Origin of the sequence: Streptomyces sp. NBC_01381 (genome assembly GCF_026340305.1) — a bacterium.
Lineage (GTDB): Bacteria > Actinomycetota > Actinomycetes > Streptomycetales > Streptomycetaceae > Streptomyces.
Genome location: NZ_JAPEPI010000002.1, coordinates 253,097 through 275,617 on the forward strand (window position 1 = coordinate 253,097; position 22,521 = coordinate 275,617).

The window sequence follows — 22,521 nt, forward strand, 5'->3', positions numbered from 1 at the left end:
GCGCCAGGCACCCTCAGCACCGCTCACGGCGGCCCAAGCCACGCCAGGAGCATGTGGCCGCCGAATGCCGCCGATGTGACGGCCGCCGCCCCGAGCACCGTCACGGTGACATGCGTCCGCGCGCGGGCCAGCGCCGCGGCCGCCGGCAGCAGCAGCGGGAAGGCGGGCATCAGGAAGCGGGCCCGCGGGAAGTAGACGCCCTTGCTGCCGAGCACGATCGCCAGGAGCAGGCCGGAGAAGACCAGCAGCGGCAGCGGCTGGCGGTCGCCCAGCGACAGGACGAACAGCGCCAGCGCGGCGAGCAGCGTGGCCGTCACCATCGTCAGGAACAGCTGCGGCCGTTGGGCGGCGAGGAGGTCGTACATCGTGCGCAGCGTCCCGACGCCGCCGTCCCACTCGTTGCGCCACAGCTTCTGTACGGCGAAATAGCCGTCCCAGCGGCCCAGCCTGAGCCCCACCCAGCCGACGTACGCGAGCCAGCCGAGCGGCGCCAGGAGGGCCCCCAGAAGGGCGCGCAGGGGGAATCCTCCTGCCGTCCCGCGGCGCAGGGCGAGCAGCGCCGTCAGGGAGACGGCCGCCGCGAGGGCCACACCGGTCGGGCGGGTGAGCCCCGCGAGCGCGGCCAGGGCGCCCGCCCACACCCAGCGACCGGTGAGCACGGCGTACAGCGCCCACGCGGTGAGCGCCGTGAACAGGGACTCCGTGTAGCCCATCCACTGCACGAGAGCGACGGGGAGCGAGCCCCAGAGGGTGGCGAGGACGACGCCGGCCCTGCGGCCGTAGAGGCGGTCGCCGACCGCGAAGATCCCCCACGCGGCGAGGAACGAGCACCCTACGGAGACGGCGAGCCCGACCGCGCCGCGCGGCTCGGGTGCGACGGCCTCGCCCGCCCTGACGAGCAGCGGGTAGAGCGGGAAGAACGCCAGGTTGTTCGCGTCGATCTGGGTGCCCAGGGTGTGCGCGTACCCGTTGTCGGCGATCTTCAGATACCAGTCGCAGTCCCAGGACTCCGCGAGCAGGTGCCAGACGTCCCGGTGTTCCCTGCGCGCCCACACGGCGAGGACCAGCGCGCCCAGGACGCGTACGGCCGCGTAGGCGAGGAGTGCCGGGGAGGCGTGGCGCAGGGCGTGGGCCGCCCGTGCGGGAAGGCGGGGCGACGGGCGTGCGGCGGTGCCGCGGCTCCGGGACGCCGGGACCCGTGACGGGGCGGTGGACGCCGAGGCGGTCGGGATCTCAGGGGTCGGTCCATGCGGCACTGCGGCGGCTCCGGGAACGTGAAAGTGCGCTACCGGTCGACCCTTCCTGGGGGACCGGCAGCGCACCGGATCGCTGCGTCACCTGTCGTACGGGAACCACTCGGACGGGTGGCCCGGGTGGTTCAGATGCCCGCGGCCGCCGAGAGGTCGCGCTTGATCGTGGCGAGGAGCTCCGCCGCCGTCACGCGGGCACCCGGCAGGGCGGACGTGTCCGCCACCGGAACGACCACCTCCAGGTAGCACTTGAGCTTCGGTTCGGTGCCGCTGGGGCGGACGATGACGCGCGCGCCGTCCAGCGTGTAGCGCAGGCCGTCCGTGGGCGGCAGCTTGTCCGTGCCCTGCGTCAGGTCCTCCGCCTTCGTCACGGGCAGGCCCGCGAGCGCCGTCGGCGGCTGTTCGCGCAGCTTGCGCATCGCGTTCGCGATGAGGGAGAGGTCCTCCACGCGCACCGAGAGCTGGTCCGTGGCGTGCAGCCCGTGCTCGACGGCCAGGTCGTCGAGGAGGTCGAGCAGGGTGCGGCCCGCCTCCTTGAGCTCGGAGGCGAGCTCGGTGAGGAGCAGCGCCGCCGTGATGCCGTCCTTGTCGCGTACGCCCTCGGGGTCCACGCAGTAGCCGAGCGCTTCCTCGTAGCCGTACCGCAGGTCCTCCACGCGGGCGATCCACTTGAAGCCGGTGAGAGTCTCTTCGTAAGGAAGACCCGCCTTTTCGGCGATACGGCCCAGGAGCGAGGACGACACGATCGACTCGGCGAAGGTGCCGCGCGCGCCGCGCCGTACGAGATGGGCCGCCAGGAGAGCGCCCACCTCGTCGCCCCGGAGCATGCGCCAGTCCGCGCCGTCCTTGACGGCGGCCGCGCAGCGGTCCGCGTCCGGGTCGTTGGCGATGATCAGGTCCGGGTCCGTCTCGCGGGCCTGCGCGAAGGCGAGATCCATCGCGCCCGGCTCCTCCGGGTTCGGGAACGCGACCGTCGGGAAGTCCGGGTCCGGCTCGGCCTGCTCGGCGACGAGGACCGGGGCGGGGAAGCCGGCCCGGGCGAACGCCGCGAGGAGCGTGTCCTTGCCGACGCCGTGCATCGCCGTGTAGACGGTGCGGGCGGTGCGGGGGGACTCCGGGGCCAGGACCGCGTCCGTACGCGCCAGATAGGCGTTCAGGACGTCGTCACCGAGGGTCTCCCAGCCGCTGTCGGGCCGGGGTACGTCGTGCAGGCTCGCGATCGCGTCGATCTCCGCGGCGATCTCCGCGTCCGCGGGCGGGACGATCTGGGAGCCGTCGCCGAGGTAGACCTTGTAGCCGTTGTCGCGCGGCGGGTTGTGGCTTGCCGTGACCTCCACGCCGGCGACCGCGCCGAGGTGCCTTATGGCGAAGGCGAGCACGGGGGTGGGCAGGGGACGCGGCAGGACGGCCGCCTTGAGGCCGGCGCCCGTCATCACGGCAGCCGTGTCGCGCGCGAAGTCCGCGGACTTGTAGCGGGCGTCGTAGCCGATCACTACTAGACCGTCGGTTTGATTCTTGGACTTGAGATACGCGGCGAGTCCCGCGGCCGCGCGGATGACCACGGAGCGGTTCATCCGCATGGGGCCCGCGCCCAGCTCGCCGCGGAGGCCGGCGGTGCCGAACTGGAGGGTGCCGCCGAAACGGGCGGCGAGCTCTGTGGTGTCCGCGGCCTCGATGAGCTTGGCGAGTTCCTCGCGGGTCTCGGGGTCCGGGTCCTCGGCCAGCCAGGCCTGGGCCCGCGCGATGAGTTCGGGGTCGTCCAGCACGTACGTCAGCCTCTCGTATGCGGAGTTTCTCGGGGTCCGGTACGCGCACCTGGTCGGGGGGCGGTACTCGCACCTACTCGTCCGGTTACCCGCGGCGGGGTGACCGGACGAGCGGGGACACCCGTCAGATACGGCCCAGGACCTGGCCGAGGAGCTCGCCCATGCGGGTGGCGCTGTCGCGGCCCGCCTGGAGCACCTCTTCGTGGTTCAGGGGCTCGCCCGTCATGCCCGCGGCGAGGTTCGTCACCAGGGAGATGCCGAGGACCTCCGCACCCGCCTCGCGCGCGGCGATCGCCTCGAGGACGGTGGACATGCCCACCAGGTCCGCGCCGATCGTGCGGGCCATGCGGATCTCCGCCGGCGTCTCGTAGTGCGGGCCGGGGAACTGCGCGTACACGCCCTCTTCGAGGGAGGGGTCGATCTCCTTGCAGAGCGCCCGCAGCCGCGGCGAGTACAGGTCCGTCAGGTCCACGAAGTTCGCGCCGACGATCGGCGACGTGGCCGTCAGGTTGAGGTGGTCGTTGATCAGGACCGGCTGGCCGGGACGCATGCCCTCGCGCAGGCCACCGCAGCCGTTGGTCAGCACGATGGTCTTGCAGCCCGCGGCGACGGCTGTGCGCACGCCGTGCGCGACGGCGGCGACGCCACGGCCCTCGTAGTAGTGGGTGCGGCCCAGGAAGACCAGGGCGCGCTTGTCACCGACCTTGAAGGAGCGGATGCGGCCGCCGTGGCCCGCGACCGCCGGCGGCGGGAAGCCGGGCAGTTCGGTGACCGGGAACTCGGCATCGGGCACGCCGAGCGCGTCCACGGCCGGTGCCCAGCCGGAGCCCATCACAAGGGCTACGTCGTGGGTCTCGGCGCCCGTGAGCTCACGCAGGCGCGCGGCGGCGGCGTCGGCGGCGGCGTAGGGGTCGCCCTGGATGTCGTCCGGAATAACTGAAGCGTTCACGCGGACGAGAGTAGCCGCTCGGAGCCTACGCGCGTAGATGACGATGCTCACGGGATTCGGATCGTTGCCTTGTCGTTTCCGACAAGAGGGGAGTCGAAGGGCCCCCGCACCCCTAGCAGGGGCGCTTGCGGAGCTCCATCACATAGTCGTGCGGCGCCCCCGCGGACTCCGCCGCGTCGGCCAGCTCGCCCAGGTACCGCGCGGACGGCAGGCCGCCCTCGTACCCGTTGAGGACGTACACCCACGTCGGTTCCTCGCCGTCCAGGGTGTGCACACGGACCCGCATGCGGCGGTAGATGTCCAGGCCCACGCCCTCCCACCGGTCCATGGAGTCCTCGTCCATGGGAGCGATGTCGTAGAGGGCGACGAAGACCTGGGAGCGGGGGGCCTCCACGATCGTGGCAAGGGCGCCCTCCCAGCCCATGTGCTCCCCGCCGAAGGTCAGCCGCCAGCCGTTCAGCCAGCCGGTCTGGCGCAGCGGCGAGTGCGGGGCGCGGCGTGACATGAGCCGCGGATCCAGATTGCCGGCGTACGCGGCGTAGAGCGACATGTGGTCGAGGGTACGGCAGCGACGAGGTGTGTCCCTCCCGTAACAGAAGTGCTCCGCAGGGCCCCGGGGCGAAGCACCTTGAAGCGTGCGGGACAATGGAGTACGTGACTCGGATCGTGATCATTGGTGGCGGACCCGGCGGATATGAGGCGGCCCTTGTGGCGGCCCAGCTCGGCGCGGAGGTGACCGTCGTCGACTGCGACGGTCTGGGCGGGGCGTCGGTGCTCACCGACTGCGTTCCGTCGAAGACTCTGATCGCGACGGCCGAGGTGATGACCAGCTTCGATTCGTCGTACGAAGAACTCGGCATCATCGTCGCGGACGACACTCCGCACATCGACACCCCCGCGCGCGTGGTGGGCGTGGACCTGGGCAAGGTCAACCGCCGTGTGAAGCGCCTCGCGCTCGCCCAGTCCCACGACATCACCGCGTCCGTCACGCGGGCCGGCGCCCGCGTGCTGCGCGGCCGCGGCCGCCTCGAGGGCCAGCAGGACATCGACGGGTCCCGGAAGGTCGTCGTGCGCGCGGCCGACGGCAGCGAGGAGACCCTCGTCGCCGACGCCGTGCTCATCGCCACCGGCGGTCACCCGCGTGAGGTCCCCGACGCGCTGCCCGACGGCGAGCGGATCCTGAACTGGACCCAGGTGTACGACCTGGACGAGCTCCCCGAGGAGCTCATCGTGGTCGGTTCCGGTGTCACGGGCGCCGAGTTCGCCGGCGCCTACCAGGCACTCGGCTCCAATGTCACCCTCGTATCGAGCCGCGATCGCGTGCTGCCCGGCGAGGACCCGGACGCCGCAGCGGTCCTCGAGGACGTCTTCCGCCGCCGTGGCATGAACGTCATGTCGCGCTCCCGCGCCGCTTCCGCCAAGCGCGTGGGCGACCGCGTCGAGGTCACGCTCGCCGATGGCCGTGTCATCTCCGGTACGCACTGTCTGATGGCCGTCGGTGCCATCCCCAACAGCAGCGGCATGGGCCTGGAGGAGGCCGGGGTCAAGCTCAAGGACTCCGGGCACATCTGGACCGACAAGGTCTCCAGGACGTCCGCTCCCGGTGTGTACGCCGCCGGTGACGTGACCGGGATCTTCGCGCTCGCCTCCGTCGCCGCCATGCAGGGGCGCATCGCGATGTACCACTTCCTGGGCGACGCGGTCACGCCGCTGAACCTGAAGACCGTCTCGTCGAACGTCTTCACCGACCCCGAGATCGCCACCGTCGGCTACAGCCAGTCCGACGTCGACGCCGGCAAGATCGACGCCCGCGTCGTGAAGCTGCCGCTCCTTCGCAACCCGCGCGCGAAGATGCAGGGCATCCGCGACGGCTTCGTCAAGATCTTCTGCCGTCCGGGTACGGGGATCGTGGTCGGCGGAGTGGTCGTCGCGCCGCGCGCTTCGGAACTGATCCACCCCATCTCGATCGCGGTCGACAACAATCTGACGGTTGAACAGATCGCGAACGCCTTCACCGTGTACCCATCTCTTTCGGGGTCGATCGCCGAGGTCGCGCGTCAACTTCACACGCGAAAGACGGCCGGCGAGGCCTGAGCGAGGCCTGAGCGAGGCCCCAGAGGCGTGCGTCGCGGATGAGGCGGCGCCCGCCTGGGTATCAACTCTGCGCAGGTCACGCACTGTTGCGGAGCATTCGCGGGGCATAGGCGGGGTGGGTAGGCGCGTATACCACTTCCGGTGTTGCCGTGCGAACAACTTCTGTAATTCGGCGCAAACTGCTGAAAGCAGACGGTCGTTGGGGTTACTGTCAGTTTCGTGTTCGCTGCAGAACGTCGCCAATTGATCCTCGAAATGGTGCGGGCCAACGGAGCGGTATCGCTCCGCGAGCTCGCCCGCGTCGTCCAGACCTCCGAAGTGACCGTACGGCGGGACGTGCGCGCGCTGGAGGCAGAAGGACTCCTCGACCGCCGACATGGCGGTGCGGTATTGCCGGGCGGATTCACGCGGGAGTCCGGCTTTCCGCAGAAATCACATCTCGCGACCGCCGAGAAGACGGCCATCGCCGATCTCGCGGCGGGTCTCGTCGAAGAGGGCGAAGCCATCGTCGTCGGGGCGGGTACGACCACGCAGGAGCTGGCCCGCCGGCTCGCGCGGGTGCCCGGCCTGACCGTCGTCACCAACTCCCTTCTGGTGGCACAGGCGTTGGCGCATGCCAACAGGGTGGAAGTCGTCATGACGGGCGGCACCCTGCGCGGGTCCAACTACGCGCTCGTGGGCAGCGGGGCCGAACAGTCCCTGCAGGGACTGCGGGTGTCCCGTGCCTTCCTCTCGGGCAGTGGTCTGACCGCCGAACGCGGCCTCTCCACGTCCAACATGCTGTCGGCGAGCGTGGACCGCGCGCTCGTCCAGGCGGCGGCCGAGGTCGTGGTCCTCGCCGACCACACCAAGCTCGGCACCGACACGATGTTCCAGACGGTGCCGACGGACGTCATCACCCGCCTGGTCACCGACGAACCGCCCACCCATGACGACCGCGCGGCCACCGAGTTGCAGGCCCTGGCCGACCAGGGTGTGCAGATCGCCGTGGCGGGCGGGACCGCAGGACCCAACTCCGGAAACGGGGTGGATCCCGTCCCGGCGCGACAGCCGCGCCGGGACGTGCCCCTGCCGGGGCAGCGTCGTACGCATGGTGGTCATGGCAGCGGTGCGGGGCCGCAGCTGCGCAGTGCGGTCCTCGGGGAGCAGCCGCCCGGGGAGCGGGCCGCGCGGGTCGCGGACCTACGCCGCCGCTGAGTCCCTGGCCGGGGCGGGAGCGGGCTCGGCGGGCGCCGACCCCTCGGGCTTCAGGCCCCGCAGGGTCAGCATCAGCAGGCGGTCGGCCAACTCCGGCTCGTCCGGGGTCTCTTCGGCGGCCAGCGCGATCGCGTTGGTCAGCTGCATCAGGTCGCCGATGGAGACACCGGGGCGTACGGCACCGGCCTGCTGGGCCCGGATCAGCAGTGCCGAGCCCGCCTCGCGCATCGGCCTGCTGCACCGCGCGAGCGCCGAACTGTCGTCGTGCGACGCCGACATGAGCGCGCGCGAGAGCCCGCGGTACTCACCCGCATGAGTGATGATGGCGCGCAGCCACGTCACCAGGGCGGCGCAGGGCTGCGGATCGTCGAGCAGCGCGCGGGAGTGGGCGAGCAGGTCGCCCACCGCCTCCTCGAAGACGGCGCTCATCAGGGCGTGCCGGTTGGGGAAGTGGCGGTAGAGGGTGCCGATGCCTACGTTCGCGTGGCGGGCGATGTCCTCCAGCGAGGCGCCGGTGCCTTGCTCTGCGAAGGCGGTGCGGGCCTCTGCGAGGAGGCGGTCGTAATTGCGGCGCGCGTCGGCTCTTTGCGAGCGGGGGCGCTTCTGGGGCTCCTGTGCCATGCCGGCCTCCCTGAACGTGCGGTGCTTCAAGTCTGCCCGAAGCGTGCGCACCGTTATCACCGGCTTCGCCGAGTTCGTCCTCAAACGCCGGACGGGCTGAATACTTGCTGGCCGGGCTGAATACCTCGTCGGCCGGGCTGGAATGTCCAGCCCGGCCGACGCGTGAGACTTGCTCTACGAGATCAGTCCTTGATCTCGCAGATGACCGCACCGGAAGTAAGGCTCGCGCCCACCTCCGCCGTGAAGCCCTTGATCGTGCCGGAGCGGTGGGCGTTGAGGGGCTGCTCCATCTTCATGGCCTCAAGGACCACGACGAGGTCGCCCTCCTTGACCTCCTGGCCCTCCTCGACGGCGATCTTGACGATCGTGCCCTGCATCGGAGAGGCGAGGGTGTCGCCGGACGCCGCCGGGCCCGACTTCTTCGCCGCGCGCCGCTTGGGGCGGGCGCCGCCCGCCGCCGCGGTGCGGGCGATGGTCATGCCCAGGGAGGACGGCAGGGAGACCTCGAGGCGCTTGCCGCCGACCTCGACGACGACCGTCTCGCGGCCCGGCTCCTCGTCCGTCTCGGTGTCCGCGGGAGCCGCGAACGCCGGGATCTCATTGACGAACTCGGTCTCGATCCAGCGGGTGTGGACCGTGAACGGGTTGTTGGAGCCGGTCAGTTCGGGGGCGAACGCCGGGTCCACGACCACCGCGCGGTGGAACGGGATGGCCGTGGCCATGCCCTCCACGTTGAACTCCGCGAGGGCGCGGGCGGCCCGCTGCAGGGCCTGCTGGCGCGTGGCGCCGGTGACGACCAGCTTGGCCAGGAGCGAGTCCCAGGCCGGGCCGATCACCGAGCCGGACTCCACGCCCGCGTCCAGGCGCACGCCCGGACCCGACGGCGGCGCGAAGGTGGTGACGGTGCCGGGCGCGGGCAGGAAGCCCCGGCCCGGGTCCTCGCCGTTGATGCGGAACTCGAAGGAGTGGCCGCGCAGTTGCGGGTCGCCGTAGCCCAGTTCCTCGCCGTCGGCGATGCGGAACATCTCGCGGACCAGGTCGATGCCGGTGACCTCTTCGGTGACCGGGTGCTCCACCTGCAGACGGGTGTTGACCTCCAGGAAGGAGATCGTGCCGTCGACGCCGACGAGGAACTCGACGGTGCCGGCGCCCACGTACCCGGCTTCCTTGAGGATCGCCTTCGACGCCGCGTACAGCTCGGCGTTCTGCGCCTCGCTCAGGAACGGCGCGGGCGCCTCCTCGACGAGCTTCTGGTGGCGGCGCTGCAGCGAGCAGTCACGGGTGGACACGACGACCACGTTGCCGTGCTTGTCGGCCAGGCACTGGGTCTCCACGTGCCGCGGCTTGTCCAGGTAGCGCTCCACGAAGCACTCGCCGCGGCCGAAGGCGGCCACGGCCTCGCGCACCGCGGAGTCGTACAGCTCGGGGACTTCCTCGAGCGTGCGGGCGACCTTCAGGCCGCGCCCGCCGCCGCCGAAGGCGGCCTTGATCGCGATGGGCAGGCCGTTCGCCTCGGCGAAGGCGACGACCTCGTCGGCGCCGGACACCGGGTCGGGCGTACCGGCCACCAGCGGGGCACCCGCGCGCTGCGCGATGTGCCGGGCGGCAACCTTGTCACCCAGGTCACGGATGGCCTGCGGCGGCGGACCGATCCAGATCAGGCCCGCGTCGAGCACGGCCTGCGCGAAATCGGCGTTCTCCGACAGGAAGCCATAGCCGGGGTGGACCGCGTCCGCCCCCGCGTCCTTGGCCGCGGCCAGCACCTTGGAAATGTCCAGGTAGCTGGTGGCCGGAGTGTCACCGCCCAGGGCGAACGCCTCATCTGCCGCACGTACATGCAGAGCGTCCCGGTCAGGATCTGCGTAGACGGCTACGCTCGCGATCCCTGCATCCCGGCATGCCCGAGCAACGCGGACAGCGATTTCGCCACGGTTGGCGATGAGCACCTTGCGCACGATGGCTCCCTCCTTGAAACAAGCCGAGTTTAGGGACTGCCGACACGGGCTTACGACCCGTCCCCAATGGTGAGCTTGCCCACACGGAGTGTCACCCGAGGTTGGCTAGGCCCGCGAAATCCCTTGTCGTACCACGGTACGCAGGGTCCCTCCCCGGCAGCGTAGCCCGCGGATGTGGTCTAGGTCTCTGTGAGAGCGCCCTGCGGCGGAGCGGCAATCTTTGTGGAGTCCCTACGAATGGCCCAATGATTCTTTGCCTTCGGCAGAGCCCTTGTCCCCCGGTTTACCCGTTAGTAGCGTTCGCGATGTCTTGCACGTACTAGGGGTAACAGCGGAAGAGGGTGGGCGCCGTGGCGCGTAGACCGGTGGCCTGGGTGGGCGCGATCGTGCTCTTTGCGGAGGCGGTCGGCATCGCACTCCTCAACTGGTTCCTCGGGCTCGTCGTGGACAAGCAGGACATGTCCCTCGCGGGCCTCGACCCGCGGGCGATGACCGTGTCGACCTGGATCGCGGGCGGCCTCTTCGGCCTGTATCTCGCGCTCTGCGGCGTCATCCTGCTGCGCTCCGCCATCGGCGACCGCGCGCCGGGCCGCTTCGGGCGGCTGCTCCTGATCAGCGCCGCCGTCGTGCACGGAATGCTCGGCGCGTTCTCGGTCGGCCTGGTGGGCTGGCCCGCGTTCGTCTTCATGATGGTCGTGCTCGGCCTGATCGTCCTGACGCTGGTGGCATACGACAAGAAGGCGCAGGACGAGGCCGACGCACCGCGGGACGGCAAGGCCGCGGCGAGCAACGGGACGCCCGAGAACGGCGCCCCGCAGCCCGCCTGAGCGCCTCTCCTAGGCGTCCCACAACTCCGTGATGCCGACGCCCAGTTCGGCGAGCAGACGGCGAAGCAGGGGCATCGAGAGGCCGATCACGTTGCCGTGGTCGCCGTCGATGCCGTCGATGAACGGCGCCGAGCGGCCGTCCAGCGTGAACGCGCCCGCCACGTGCAGCGGTTCGCCGCTCGCCACGTACGCGGCGATCTCCGCGTCCGAGGGGTCGCCGAAGCGGACCACGGTCGACGCGACCGCCGACACATGGCGGCCCGAGACCGTGTCGTACACGCTGTGGCCGGTCTGCAGGACGCCCGCGCGGCCGCGCATGGACTTCCAGCGCGCGGTGGCCTCCTCGGCGTCCGCGGGCTTGCCGAGCGCCTCTCCGTCCAGTTCGAGGACGGAGTCGCAGCCGATGACGATGGCGCCCTTCACGTCCGGGCGCGCGGAGACGACCGAGGCCTTGGCCTCGGCCAGGGCCAGCGCGAGCTCGGCGGGGGTCGGTGCGGAGACGGCGTCCTCGTCGACCCCGCTGACGACCACCTCGGGGGCGAGGCCGGCCTGGCGGAGCAGGCCGAGCCGGGCGGGGGACTTGGACGCGAGGACGAGACGGCGGGGCCCTCGGGGCTGATCACTCATGCCGTCAGGTTAGCGAGGCGCGACCTCAGTGCATGCCCAGGACGAACATGGCGATCACCATCGCCAGGGCGAGGACGAGCCCCGCACGGCGCATCTTCGCCTGCATGTCCCGCATGTCCTTGGGCGGGTTGTTCTCCGGGTCGGACCACAGCATGACCCGATACTGCGGGCGGCGGCGCCGGGGCGCCTGAGTACGCGTACTCAGGCGCCCCGGCCCGTACCGCTCATTTTCTTGCGCCCTACACGGGCCAGTACGTACGCCCCCACGACGTCGGCCCGGGCGCGGGCATCTTGTCGCGGGCCACCCGCGCCGGGTCGGCCCAGGCGTCGAGGACCGCGGGCGCGCCGGACGGCTGGTTCGCCACCGCCGCGGCGCGCGCCTGGACCACCGCCAGTGCGGCGGCCAGCTCCTCCGGGGTGGGATTGCCCCGTACGACCTTGATCATGACTGGTCTCCTTGCCGGGACGCGGTCTACAGGGGGATGTTGCCGTGCTTCTTCGGGGGAAGGCTTTCCCGCTTCGTACGCAGCTGACGCAGGCCGCGCACGAGATGCGAGCGGGTCTCCGACGGCATGATCACGGCGTCGATGTAGCCGCGCTCGGCGGCCGTGTACGGGTTGAGCAGCGTGTCCTCGTACTCCTGGATCAGCTGCGCGCGGGTCGCCTCCTGGTCGTCGGCGGCCGCGATGGTCCGGCGGTGCAGGATGTTCACCGCGCCCTGCGCGCCCATCACCGCGATCTGCGCGGTCGGCCAGGCCAGGTTGAGGTCGGCGCCCAGGTGCTTGGAGCCCATGACGTCGTACGCGCCGCCGAACGCCTTGCGGGTGATGACGGTGATCAGCGGGACCGTCGCCTCCGCGTACGCGTAGATCAGCTTGGCGCCGCGGCGGATGATGCCCGTGTGCTCCTGCTCGACGCCCGGCAGGAAGCCGGGGACGTCGACGAAGGTGATGACCGGGACGTTGAACGCGTCGCAGGTGCGGACGAAGCGGGCGCCCTTCTCGGAGGCGTCGATGTTCAGGCAACCGGCGAACTGCGTCGGCTGGTTGGCGACGATGCCCACCGGGCGGCCCTCGATCCGGCCGAAGCCGGTGACGATGTTCGGCGCGAACATCGGCTGCGTCTCGAAGAACTCGGAGTCGTCCAGGACGTGTTCGATCACGCTGTGCATGTCGTACGGCTGGTTGGCGCTGTCCGGGACCAGCGTGTCGAGCTCGCGGTCCTCGTCCGTCAGCGCCAGGTCCGCCTCCTCGGGGAAGGCGGGCGGCTCGCTGAGGTTGTTCGAAGGCAGGTAGGAGAGCAGGGACTTGACGTACTCGATCGCGTCCTTCTCGTCGCCCGCCATGTGGTGCGCGACACCGGAGGTGCTGTTGTGGGTACGGGCGCCGCCGAGCTCCTCGAAGCCGACGTCCTCGCCCGTGACCGTCTTGATCACGTCCGGGCCCGTGATGAACATGTGCGAGGTCTGGTCGACCATGACCGTGAAGTCGGTGATGGCGGGGGAGTAGACCGCGCCGCCCGCGCAGGGGCCCACGACCAGGGAGATCTGCGGGATCACACCGGAGGCGTGCGTGTTCCGGCGGAAGATCTCCCCATACATCCCGAGGGCCATGACGCCCTCCTGGATGCGGGCGCCGCCGGAGTCGTTGATGCCAATGACCGGACAGCCCGTCTTCAGGGCGAAGTCCATCACCTTGACGATCTTCTGCCCGAAGACCTCGCCCAGGGCGCCGCCGAAGACGGTGAAGTCCTGCGAGAACACCGCCACGGGGCGGCCGTCGACGGTGCCGTAACCGGTCACCACGCCATCGCCGTAAGGGCGGTTGGCGTCAAGGCCGAAATTGGTCGAGCGGTGCTGGGCGAACTCGTCGAACTCGACGAACGAGCCCTCGTCGAGCAGCAGATCGACCCGCTCACGTGCCGTCAACTTGCCCTTGGCGTGCTGCTTCTCGACCGCGCGAGCGGAGCCGGCGTGCTTGGCCTCCTCGATGCGGCGCTGCAGATCAGCGAGTTTTCCCGCAGTCGTATGGATGTCGATACCGGGGGTGGCGGCGGTGGCGTTCTCGGTATCGCTTGCGGCGCTGGGCACGGGCACGTTGGGCTCTTCCGGCTCGGACATAGGGATGCGGCTCCCTGCCTGCTCAAAGGGGCTACTGGCGGCTTGCGGATGCGGCTTGCGGATGCTGGTGATCTCCGGCTACTGACTCGTAGGGTATCGGCGCGCATACAGATCAGCAGTGCGGCGTTTACCACACCTAAGGTGGCTTGCATGACGCCGCGAGATGCTTCAGACGACGCTTCGGACACCCCTGACGAGACCCCCGGCGCCGGCCGCTGGTCGGACCTGGAAAGGCCGCCGCTGAACGCCGCGGCGTTGCGGCGGGCGCTGCTGCGGGAGGGGGGACTGTGGACCTCCCTGGACGTGGTGCCCGCGACGGGGTCGACCAACACCGATCTGGCCGCCCGTGCGGACGAGCTCCCCGAGGGCGCGGTCCTCATCGCCGAGGAGCAGAGCTCGGGGCGCGGCCGCCTCGACCGCCGCTGGTCGGCGCCCGCTCGCTCGGGGCTCTTCTTCTCCGTGCTCCTGAAGCCGGGGGCCGGTGTTCCGGTCGAGCGGTGGGGGTGGCTGCCGCTGCTCACCGGGGTCGCCGTCGCCACGGGTCTTTCGCGGGCCGCCGGGGTGGACACGGCACTCAAGTGGCCGAACGACCTCCTTGTGACGGTGGGGGGAGAGGAACGCAAGGCGGGCGGGATCCTGGCGGAGCGGGCGGGAACCGCGGGTGCGGGCGTCGTGGTGGGCGTCGGCATCAACGTGACGCTCCGGGCCGACGAGCTGCCGGTCCCCGGCGCGGGGTCGCTGGCGCTTGCCGGTGCGGCCGCGACGGACCGCGACCCGCTGCTGCGGGCCGTGCTGCGGTCCCTGGACCAGTGGTACACGGACTGGCGCGACGCCGGCGGCGACCCGGCGGCCTCCGGCCTCCAGGAAACGTACGCGGCGGGCTGCGCCACGCTGGGCCGCAAGGTCCGGGCGGAGCTGCCGGGTGATCGGTCGATCACGGGCGAGGCGGTGGCGGTGGACGGCGACGGACGGCTGGTTCTCGCCACTGGGGATGGGGTGCAGGAGCCGGTGGGGGCGGGGGACATCGTGCATGTGCGGGGGGTTTAGGGGGGTATGCGGTTCTGCTCGTCTTGGGGCGGGGCGGGGCGGGGCGGGGCGGGGCGGGGCGGGGCGGTGGTCGGGGGTGCCGTCTGTTGTTGCGGTCCGGCCGTGGGGCGGGCCGTCTGCGGGGCGGTCCGGGGGGCGCGGTTCTGTCCGTATTGGGGGGGGCGGGGCTGCGGCTCGGGTGCCGGCTGCGGTCTGCGGTGCGTCTTGGGGGCGGGGCTGCGGTTCGGGTGCCTGCTTGCGGTGCGGTGCGTCTTGGGGCGGGGCGGCCGCCTTCGGCCGTGGTGGGGCGCCTTGTCGTCTTGGCGGCCGGGCCGTCGTGGGTGGGGCGCTTCGCCGTTTTGGGGGCGGGGCCGCGCCGGTATGTCCGTACTCGCCATCTCGGTCCGAGCGTTCTGCTGCTGCGGCTGGGGAGTGCTGCTTACCGTGCTCCGTGCGGACATACCGACACGTCCCCTCGCGTCCGTTGCGCGCCAACGGTGCGTGGGGGCCGATGTCCGTCCCCTCGCGTACGTCGCGCGCTGACGGTGCGTGGGGCCGGGGCCCGTCCCTTCGCGTCTCGTTGCGCGCCAACGGTGCGTTGGGGCCGATGTCCGTCCCCTCGTGTCTCGTGGCGTGCTGACGGTGCGTGCGGGTCGTGGTCCGGTCCCTCCCCTCGTGTCTGGTTGTGCGCTGCTGGTGTGTGAGGCCGTGGTCCAGCCTTTGTGTACGTCGCGTACTGCGGGTGAGCGGTGTGGTTCCGCCGCCTCCCCCCGCCCACCCCGGCAAGTCGCCCTGCTGCCGGGCAATCGGGCGGGTGGGTGGGAAAGGCCTGTTCGGTGACCCGGGACTGCCGGGGATCGGGCGGTGGGTGGGAGAGGTTGTTCGTCGGCTGGGCTGCCGGGGGGATGAAAACGGGCGGAGGAACGGTCCAGGGCGCCCCGCCAGGCGTGAGCTGGGGCACACCTGCCGTAAAGTTGGCGCCGGTCGATACCTGACCGCGGCAGATCGGAAGGGCAGCAGGCGTGACCGTCGACGACACGGGCTCCGACTCGGCCGCAGAGCCGCCCGAGCCGCCCTCCAGGGCCGGTGAGCTCGACGAGGAGCCGGAGAAGGACCCCCTGGCACTGCGCCTCGAAGGGCTGATCCTCGGCGCGGACCGCCGCTACACCCCGTTCCAGGCGGCCCGCAGCGCCGGCGTATCCATGGAGCTGGCCTCCCGCTTCTGGCGGGCCATGGGGTTCCCGGACATCGGGCAGGCCAAGGCCCTCACCGAGGCGGACGTGCTCGCGCTGCGCCGCCTCGCCGGTCTCGTCGAGGCGGGGCTGCTCAGCGAGGCGATGGCGGTCCAGGTGGCCCGGTCGACCGGGCAGACCACCGCCCGCCTCGCCGAATGGCAGATCGACTCCTTCTTGGAGGGTCTGACGGAGCCGCCCGAGCCGGGCATGACGCGGACCGAAGTGACGTACCCGTTGATAGAGCTTCTCCTGCCCGAGCTGGAGGAGTTCCTCGTCTACGTGTGGCGGCGGCAGCTCGCCGCCGCCACGGGGCGGGTCGTCCAGGCCGCCGACGACGAGGAGATGGTCGACCGGCGGCTCGCCGTCGGATTCGCCGATCTTGTCGGCTTTACGCGACTCACCCGGCGCATGGAGGAGGAGGAACTCGGCGAGCTCGTCGAGGCCTTCGAGACCACCGCCGCGGATCTTGTCGCCGCGCATGGCGGGCGGCTCATCAAGACGTTGGGCGACGAGGTTCTGTACGCCGCCGATGACGCGGGCACCGCCGCGGAGATCGCGCTGCGGCTCATCGAGACCATGGCCAACGACGAGACCATGCCCGAGCTGCGCGTCGGCATCGCCTTCGGGACGGTCACCACGCGGATGGGCGATGTCTTCGGTACGACGGTGAACCTCGCGAGCCGCCTCACGTCGATAGCGCCTCGGGACGCGGTCCTCGTGGACGGGGCGTTCGCGGTGGAGCTGACGCGTACGGGCGATGCGCCGGCCTCCGAGGCGGAGGCGGCGGAAGCGGCCGCTGCCGCGGAGAAGGAGGGGGAGGAGCCGCCCTCCTATCGTTTTGCGCTGCAGCCGATGTGGCAGCGGCCCGTGCGAGGGCTTGGTGTTGTTGAGCCGTGGACTCTGGCTCGGCGCGGCTGAGGGGTTCTTCGGATTTTTCCCGCCTACCCGCCCGTTTGCCCCGCAGCGATGGCATGATCCCCGGCGTGGCCTGGTAACGGTCGTTAACCCCACGTGGAGGAAAGCAATGGGCGGCGAGCAGCGGTACGGGGAATTTGTCGGTGTCCGGCGGCACGGCTACGTCGCCGAGCTCGTCCTTGACCGGCCCAAGGCCATGAACGCGGTCTCGACCGAGATGGCCCGCTCCATCGGCGCCGCCTGCGCCGCCCTCGCCGATGACCGCGACGCCCGCGTCGTGGTCCTGACCTCCACCCATGAGCGGGCCTTCTGCGTCGGCGCCGACCTGAAGGAGCGCAATTCCTTCTCCGACGCCGAGTTGGTGCGCCAGCGCCCCACCGCACGGGCCGCCTACACCGGCGTACTGGAACTGCCCATGCCGACCGTCGCCGCCGTGCACGGCTTCGCGCTGGGCGGCGGCTTCGAGCTCGCGCTCGCCTGCGATCTGATCGTCGCCGACCCGACCGCCGTGGTCGGGCTCCCCGAGGTGTCGGTCGGCGTGATCCCGGGCGGCGGCGGTACACAGCTCCTGCCGCGCCGCGTGGGGGCGGCGCGGGCCGCCGAGCTGGTGTTCACCGCGCGGCGCGTGGAGGCGGGCGAGGCGCGGGAGTTGGGGCTCGTCGACCAGCTGGCGGCGGAGGGCGAGGACCGGGCGGAGGCGCTGGCGCTCGGCGCGCGGATCGCCGGCAACTCGCCTGTCGGGCTGCGCGCCGCCAAGCGTGCCCTGCGCCTGGGGCACGGGCTCGACCTGCGGGCCGGGCTGGAGGTCGAGGACGCGGCCTGGCGCTCGGTGGCCTTCTCCGGTGACCGGGCGGAGGGCGTCGCGGCGTTCAACGAGAAGCGGAAGCCGCAGTGGCCGGGGGAGTAGTGGCCCGGGGAGCGGCAGGGGCCGCCGGGGTGACTCCGCACTCTGAGTAATGTTCCGATCGCCCAAAATGTCCCTAATCTCCTAGCCTAGGGAGATGGGAGAGGAAGTCCGGCTGCGGGCCGTCGTGGAGCTTGCGCAGGGGATGGCCGCCGCGCACACCCCACGCGAGTCGTGGCGGGCGGCCGCCGTCGGCGCGTGCCGCGCGCTGTCGGGGAGTTTCGCCGCGCTGTCCGTGTGGGAGCGGGACCTGGGGCGGCTCCGGGTGCTTGTGAACGTGGGCGAACGGGCCGAGGGCGAGGAAGAGTTCCCGGAGCGCGAGTCGTATCCGGTGCACGAGTTCCCGGAGATCACCGAGTTCCTGCACGAGCGGTGGGCGGGCGGCGGTGAGCCGCACGCCTGGGTCGAGACGGCCCGGGGGCCGGCGGACGACGGCTCCCCCGGCTACTGCCACCAGCGGGTCGCCGCCCTGCGCAGGCGCGGCCGCGGCGCCTGTGTGGTCGCGCCGATCGTGCTGCACGGGCGGGCGTGGGGCGAGCTGTATGTGGCGCGGCCGGTGGGCGGGCCGGTCTTCGACCGCGCGGACGCGGACTTCGCGACGGTGCTCGCGTCGGTCGTGTCGGCGGGCATCGCGCAGACCGAGCGCCTGGAGGAGGCCCGCCGCCTCGCGTTCACCGACTCGCTGACGGGCCTCGCCAACCGGCGCGCGGTCGATCTGCGGCTCGAGGAGGCGGTGGATCGGCACCGTGCGGAGGGCCTGGTGGTGAGCCTGGTCGTGTGTGACGTCAACGGCCTCAAGCGCGTCAACGACACCCAGGGGCACGCGGTCGGCGACCGGCTGCTCGAACGCTTCGGCTCGGTGCTCTCGCTGTGCGGGGCGATGCTGCCGGGGACGCTGGCCGCGCGGCTCGGCGGCGACGAGTTCTGTCTGCTCTCGGTGGGCCCCACCGCCGACGAGGTGGTGCGGGTCGCGGACGAACTGTGCGTACGGGCGGCCGAGTTGGAGCTGGGGGACGGTGTCGCGTGCGGGGTCGCGTCGACGGAGGACCGGATCGGCGAAGTCCGCTCGGGCCGCCGCCTGTTCCGCCTCGCGGACGCGGCGCAGTACCGCGCGAAGGCGGCGCGCGCGCCGAAGCCGGTGGTCGCGGGCCGTGAGGGCGCGGACGATCCGGTGGTCCGGCTCGCGGATTCGCGGGGGGCGCTGCCGGTGGGGGAGCGGCGGCGGTTCCGGGGGCGGGGGGCGTCGTAGAGCCGGGGGTGTGGAGCGTGCAGGGCATGCGGTGCATACGGAGGCTGGGGGCATGTCCATGATCAGTTAGGGTGTGCGCGCCCGAAGTACGGGCTGCGCGGTGCGCAAAGCCGCACAGGGGAGCGGACGTTGAGCGATCAGAGGTATGGGTATCCCGGGGCGGGGACGAATCCATACGGGGGTGCTGATCCGTACGCGGGGGCCGACCCGTACGCGCCTGCCGATCCGTATGCGGGGGCCGACCCGTACGCGCCTGCCGATCCGTATGCGGGAGCGGATCCGTACGCGCCTGCTGACCCGTACGCGCCCGCCGACCCCTACCCGGGAGCCGGCCCCTACGGGAACCAGGCGGGGTATCCCGCGCCCCCGGCGGCACCGGTACCGCCCGCGCCGCGCCCCGTCCCCGCCCCCGTCCGCGGGGCCCGTGGCGCCGCCGCCCAGCCGGTGAATCTCGCCCGGCGCTTCGGCACGCCGAACCGGCCCGGAGCCATCGAGGACCGGACGATCAGTGCGCTGCAGAGCGGGCGGACGCTGCTCGGGCTTGCCGCGACGCTGTGGCTGGTGTTCGCCTATCCGCTGCGGCAGGGGCGCGAGGAGTTCGTGGTCGGCAAGGTCGAGGATCTGCTCATCGCCGCCGCGTTCGCGGTCGTGGCGATCCTCCTCGCGAGCGCCCTCTTCATCGGCTTCGCCCACTCCTCCCTGCGCCGCGTCTATCTGCGCCGCACCACCCAGCCGCTGGGTACGCTCCTCGCCCTCGCGGTGGGCGTCGGCGTGCTGTGGGTCTGCTGGTACGTGCTGCGCGAAGGCCTCGGACTCACCGACAACCAGGGGCCGTTCCTGCTGCGGCTCTTCTACTTCCTCCTCTCCTTCGCCGCCGGTCTGGCCTCGCTCGTAGGGATCCTGGTCGGCCTCCTCTACACGATCGCGCTGCTCGTCTACGCCGTGAACAGCTGCTTCCGCGCGGGCGCCATCCATGAACTCCTGCCGCCCGTCCTGTCCCCCGTACTGCTGTGGGGCCTTGCCGTCCTCCAGCTCTTCGACGACGCGGCGGTGGCCGCGCCGCCCGTGGTGCTGTACGCGTTCACGCTGGGGGCACCGGTTTCGGTGACCCTGCTCTCGGTGTGGGAGATACGCAGGCTGCGCAGCCGGTACGGCGTCACGCTGCGGGGCGCGCTGGGGCGCGGATGAGGTGACCGCCGTCCCCGGGTCCACGGGGCGGTAAGAGGCTGAGACCGTACTCACCCGTGACAGGCGTCGATTCAATCCGTACGCTGCTGAATATGGATATGCACACCGTGGTCCTGGGGACGTCCGGGACAACCGCAGCGGACGTCATCGCCGTCGCGCGCGGCAACGCCCGCATCGAGCTGTCGGCCGAAGCCGTGACCGCCCTCGCCGCCTCGCGCGAGATCGTCGACGCGCTCGCGGCCAAGCCCGAGCCCGTCTACGGCGTCTCGACCGGCTTCGGAGCCCTCGCCACCCGGCACATCGGCCCCGACCTCCGCGCCCAGCTGCAGCGCAACATCGTCCGCTCGCACGCGGCGGGGATGGGCCCGCGCGTCGAGCGCGAGGTGGTCCGCGCGCTGATGTTCCTGCGCCTGAAGACGGTCTGCTCGGGGCACACCGGGGTGCGCCCCGAGGTCGCCCAGACGATGGCCGACGTACTGAACGCGGGCATCACGCCCGTCGTCCACGAGTACGGCTCTCTCGGCTGCTCCGGCGACCTGGCGCCGCTGAGCCACTGCGCGCTGACGCTGATGGGCGAGGGTGACGCCGAGGGCCCCGACGGCGAGCTGAAGCCCGCGGGCGAGCTGCTCGCCGCGCACGGCATCGCGCCGGTCGAGCTGCGCGAGAAGGAGGGCCTGGCCCTCCTCAACGGCACCGACGGCATGCTCGGCATGCTGATCATGGCGCTCGCCGACCTCGACGCCCTCTACAAGTCCGCGGACGTCACGGCGGCCCTGTCGCTGGAGGCGCTGCTCGGCACCGACAAGGTCCTCGCGCCCGAGCTGCACGCCATCCGCCCGCATCCGGGCCAGGCCGCGTCCGCCGCCAACATGCTTGCCGTTCTTGCCGGTTCGGAGCTGACCGGCCACCACCAGGACGACGCGCCGCGCGTCCAGGACGCGTACTCGGTGCGGTGTGCGCCGCAGGTCGCGGGCGCGGGCCGGGACACGATGGCGCACGCGCGCCTGGTCGCCGACCGCGAGCTGGCCTCCGCCGTCGACAACCCGGTCGTACTCGCCGACGGCCGCGTCGAGTCGAACGGCAACTTCCACGGCGCTCCGGTCGCGTACGTCCTGGACTTCCTCGCCATCGCGGCGGCGGACCTGGGTTCGATCGCGGAACGCCGCACGGACCGGCTCCTCGACAAGAACCGCTCGCACGGCCTCCCGCCGTTCCTCGCGGACGACGCGGGCGTCGACTCGGGCCTGATGATCGCCCAGTACACGCAGGCGGCTCTGGTGAGCGAGATGAAGCGCCTCGCGGTCCCGGCGTCGGCCGACTCGATCCCGTCCTCCGCCATGCAGGAGGACCACGTGTCGATGGGCTGGTCGGCGGCGCGCAAACTCCGCACGGCGGTCGACAACTTGACCCGCATCGTCGCGATCGAGCTGTACGCGGCGACGCGGGCGATCGAACTCCGCGAGGGCCTGACGCCGGCGCCCGCGAGCCGTGCGGTCATCGAGGCGGTGCGCAAGGCGGGCGTCGAGGGCCCCGGCCCGGACCGCTTCCTCGCCCCTGACCTGGCGGCGGCGGACGAGTTCGTCCGCTCCGGCGGGGTGGTCGAGGCGGCCGAGGGAGTCACGGGTCCGCTGGCGTAGCGGCGCCCGTTCTCGCCGGGCCGGTGCCGATCAGGCACCGGCCCGGCGTAGCCCGCTCAGTAGGCCAGGCCCCGCCGGTCCCTGCGTACCGAGTACGCGATGAATCCCGCCCCCAGGCCCAGGAACGCCGTTCCGCCGATCACGTACGGAGTCGTGTCGACGCCCGTGCCTGTGTCCGCAAGGCGGGTGTCTGCCGTGGTGGTCTCCGCGTGCGTGGCCCGGTGTTGCTGCTCGCCGGGGGCGGCGGCCGCGGCCCGCTTCACAGGGGATTCGTGGCCCGTCGCGTTCGCGGAGGGGATGAAGCACAGGGCGCCTAGCAGGGCCCCCGCGGCTGAGGCGGTCAGCAGCGATCGACGTGCGGACACGGAATCGGATCCCCCTTGTGGCGCTGGCGAATTGGCCGTGTGGGGCGATGGTAGTGAAAGGGATGGCTCGCGGGAAAGTCGCGGGGGCGACGGGTGGGTGCGGGTCGTACGCTCCGGAGCATGAGCACAGATGAGACATCACGTTTTGTACGGCTTCGCGTCGAGCTGGTCGTCGAGATCGACGACTCCGGTGAGCTGGCCAAGTCCGCGCTGAGCCGCATCGCGGAGGACGAGCACATGCCCGCCGAGGAGCGGCTGCACGCGGAGGCGGCCGTCAAGGAGGACGACGCGGAGGCGCTCGCCTATCTCGTCGACCCCTTCGACCTGGTCAGCCAGGTGCCGGGAGTGGAACTCTCGCAGGCCTCCTGGAGCAGCGAGCAGATCGAGTACGACCCCGATTCGCCGGATTGGGACCCGGACGAGGATGATGACGACGACGAGGGCGGCGAAGGCGGCCGGGAGCAGTAGCAGAGGGACGGATCGAAGCCCGAGAGGCTGATCCGGAACCGAAGGCCCCGGGTGGCAACCGCCGCCCGGGGTTCTGTCGTCTCAGGAGTGCACGGCTGTTACCGGTGCTCTCGCGCGACGTGGTGTTCC

At 71.6% G+C, this 22,521-nt stretch carries 21 protein-coding genes; 10 read left to right on the plus strand and 11 right to left on the minus strand.

Features of this window, described 5'->3' with window-relative positions; genetic code table 11:
* Positions 1-23 precede the first annotated feature (23 nt).
* From OG453_RS22890 to OG453_RS22905, 4 genes are all read right to left on the minus strand, one after another.
* Positions 24-1,256, minus strand: coding sequence for a hypothetical protein (locus tag OG453_RS22890; RefSeq protein ID WP_266870296.1), 1,233 nt, complete (start codon positions 1,254-1,256; stop codon positions 24-26).
* A 122-nt stretch (positions 1,257-1,378) separates the two neighbouring features.
* Positions 1,379-3,013, minus strand: coding sequence for a phospho-sugar mutase (locus OG453_RS22895; RefSeq protein ID WP_266873097.1), 1,635 nt, complete (start codon positions 3,011-3,013; stop codon positions 1,379-1,381).
* 127 nt (positions 3,014-3,140) lie between these two features.
* Entirely contained in the window at positions 3,141-3,965 is an 825-nt protein-coding gene (locus tag OG453_RS22900; protein WP_266870297.1) for a purine-nucleoside phosphorylase, read from the minus strand.
* Positions 3,966-4,077: 112 nt separating this feature from the next.
* On the minus strand, positions 4,078-4,515 hold the full coding sequence (locus OG453_RS22905; protein WP_266870298.1) for a gamma-glutamylcyclotransferase: 438 nt from the start codon (positions 4,513-4,515) through the stop codon (positions 4,078-4,080).
* 95 nt (positions 4,516-4,610) lie between these two features.
* Here OG453_RS22905 and OG453_RS22910 point away from each other — a divergent pair, with 95 nt between their 5' ends.
* Positions 4,611-6,059, plus strand: a complete 1,449-nt coding sequence (locus OG453_RS22910) for an NAD(P)H-quinone dehydrogenase (RefSeq protein ID WP_266870299.1) — start codon at positions 4,611-4,613, stop codon at positions 6,057-6,059.
* A gap of 219 nt (positions 6,060-6,278) precedes the next feature.
* Entirely contained in the window at positions 6,279-7,256 is a 978-nt protein-coding gene (locus OG453_RS22915; protein ID WP_266870300.1) for a DeoR/GlpR family DNA-binding transcription regulator, read from the plus strand.
* Here OG453_RS22915 and OG453_RS22920 read toward each other — a convergent pair.
* Complete coding sequence (locus tag OG453_RS22920) at positions 7,242-7,877, minus strand: TetR/AcrR family transcriptional regulator (RefSeq protein ID WP_266870302.1); 636 nt, start codon at positions 7,875-7,877, stop codon at positions 7,242-7,244. The genes OG453_RS22915 and OG453_RS22920 overlap by 15 nt on opposite strands.
* A gap of 182 nt (positions 7,878-8,059) precedes the next feature.
* Positions 8,060-9,832, minus strand: coding sequence for a biotin carboxylase N-terminal domain-containing protein (locus OG453_RS22925; protein WP_266870303.1), 1,773 nt, complete (start codon positions 9,830-9,832; stop codon positions 8,060-8,062).
* Positions 9,833-10,182: 350 nt separating this feature from the next.
* On the opposite strand from OG453_RS22925, the gene OG453_RS22930 reads away from it, so the two are divergent.
* Complete coding sequence (locus tag OG453_RS22930) at positions 10,183-10,659, plus strand: hypothetical protein (protein ID WP_266870304.1); 477 nt, start codon at positions 10,183-10,185, stop codon at positions 10,657-10,659.
* Positions 10,660-10,668: 9 nt separating this feature from the next.
* Here OG453_RS22930 and OG453_RS22935 read toward each other — a convergent pair whose 3' ends face one another.
* The 4 genes from OG453_RS22935 to OG453_RS22950 all read right to left on the minus strand — a co-directional run bounded on the left by OG453_RS22935 (position 10,669) and on the right by OG453_RS22950 (position 13,405).
* Complete coding sequence (locus OG453_RS22935) at positions 10,669-11,286, minus strand: nucleoside triphosphate pyrophosphatase (RefSeq protein ID WP_266870305.1); 618 nt, start codon at positions 11,284-11,286, stop codon at positions 10,669-10,671.
* A 25-nt stretch (positions 11,287-11,311) separates the two neighbouring features.
* Entirely contained in the window at positions 11,312-11,440 is a 129-nt protein-coding gene (gene mmpB / locus OG453_RS22940) for a morphogenic membrane protein MmpB (protein ID WP_266870306.1), read from the minus strand.
* A gap of 85 nt (positions 11,441-11,525) precedes the next feature.
* Positions 11,526-11,732 (minus strand): acyl-CoA carboxylase subunit epsilon, encoded by a 207-nt coding sequence (locus tag OG453_RS22945; protein WP_266870307.1) that lies wholly within the window; start codon positions 11,730-11,732, stop codon positions 11,526-11,528.
* A 26-nt stretch (positions 11,733-11,758) separates the two neighbouring features.
* Positions 11,759-13,405: an acyl-CoA carboxylase subunit beta gene (locus tag OG453_RS22950; protein ID WP_266870309.1), complete on the minus strand. Its 1,647-nt coding sequence runs from the start codon at positions 13,403-13,405 to the stop codon at positions 11,759-11,761.
* A 150-nt stretch (positions 13,406-13,555) separates the two neighbouring features.
* Between OG453_RS22950 and OG453_RS22955 the strand changes: the two genes are divergently transcribed.
* From OG453_RS22955 to hutH, 6 genes are all read left to right on the plus strand, one after another.
* Complete coding sequence (locus OG453_RS22955) at positions 13,556-14,452, plus strand: biotin--[acetyl-CoA-carboxylase] ligase (protein ID WP_266870310.1); 897 nt, start codon at positions 13,556-13,558, stop codon at positions 14,450-14,452.
* Positions 14,453-15,453: 1,001 nt separating this feature from the next.
* Complete coding sequence (locus OG453_RS22960; RefSeq protein ID WP_266870311.1) at positions 15,454-16,584, plus strand: adenylate/guanylate cyclase domain-containing protein; 1,131 nt, start codon at positions 15,454-15,456, stop codon at positions 16,582-16,584.
* A gap of 106 nt (positions 16,585-16,690) precedes the next feature.
* A complete protein-coding gene (locus OG453_RS22965) occupies positions 16,691-17,488 on the plus strand; it encodes an enoyl-CoA hydratase/isomerase family protein (RefSeq protein WP_266870312.1) in 798 nt (265 codons plus the stop codon).
* A 94-nt stretch (positions 17,489-17,582) separates the two neighbouring features.
* Positions 17,583-18,734 (plus strand): sensor domain-containing diguanylate cyclase, encoded by a 1,152-nt coding sequence (locus tag OG453_RS22970; RefSeq protein WP_266870313.1) that lies wholly within the window; start codon positions 17,583-17,585, stop codon positions 18,732-18,734.
* Positions 18,735-18,863: 129 nt separating this feature from the next.
* The gene (locus OG453_RS22975) at positions 18,864-19,922 is read left to right on the plus strand and encodes a hypothetical protein (protein ID WP_266870314.1); all 1,059 of its coding nucleotides are present in this window, start codon (positions 18,864-18,866) and stop codon (positions 19,920-19,922) included.
* 98 nt (positions 19,923-20,020) lie between these two features.
* Positions 20,021-21,559 carry a histidine ammonia-lyase gene (hutH, locus tag OG453_RS22980; protein ID WP_266873098.1) on the plus strand — a complete coding sequence of 513 codons (1,539 nt, stop codon included), beginning with the start codon at positions 20,021-20,023 and terminating at the stop codon, positions 21,557-21,559.
* Positions 21,560-21,615: 56 nt separating this feature from the next.
* Here the strand turns inward: hutH and OG453_RS22985 are convergent, their stop codons facing one another.
* Complete coding sequence (locus OG453_RS22985) at positions 21,616-21,924, minus strand: hypothetical protein (protein ID WP_266870315.1); 309 nt, start codon at positions 21,922-21,924, stop codon at positions 21,616-21,618.
* A 120-nt stretch (positions 21,925-22,044) separates the two neighbouring features.
* Between OG453_RS22985 and OG453_RS22990 the strand changes: the two genes are divergently transcribed.
* Positions 22,045-22,392 (plus strand): hypothetical protein, encoded by a 348-nt coding sequence (locus OG453_RS22990; protein WP_266870317.1) that lies wholly within the window; start codon positions 22,045-22,047, stop codon positions 22,390-22,392.
* Positions 22,393-22,521: the final 129 nt, after the last annotated feature.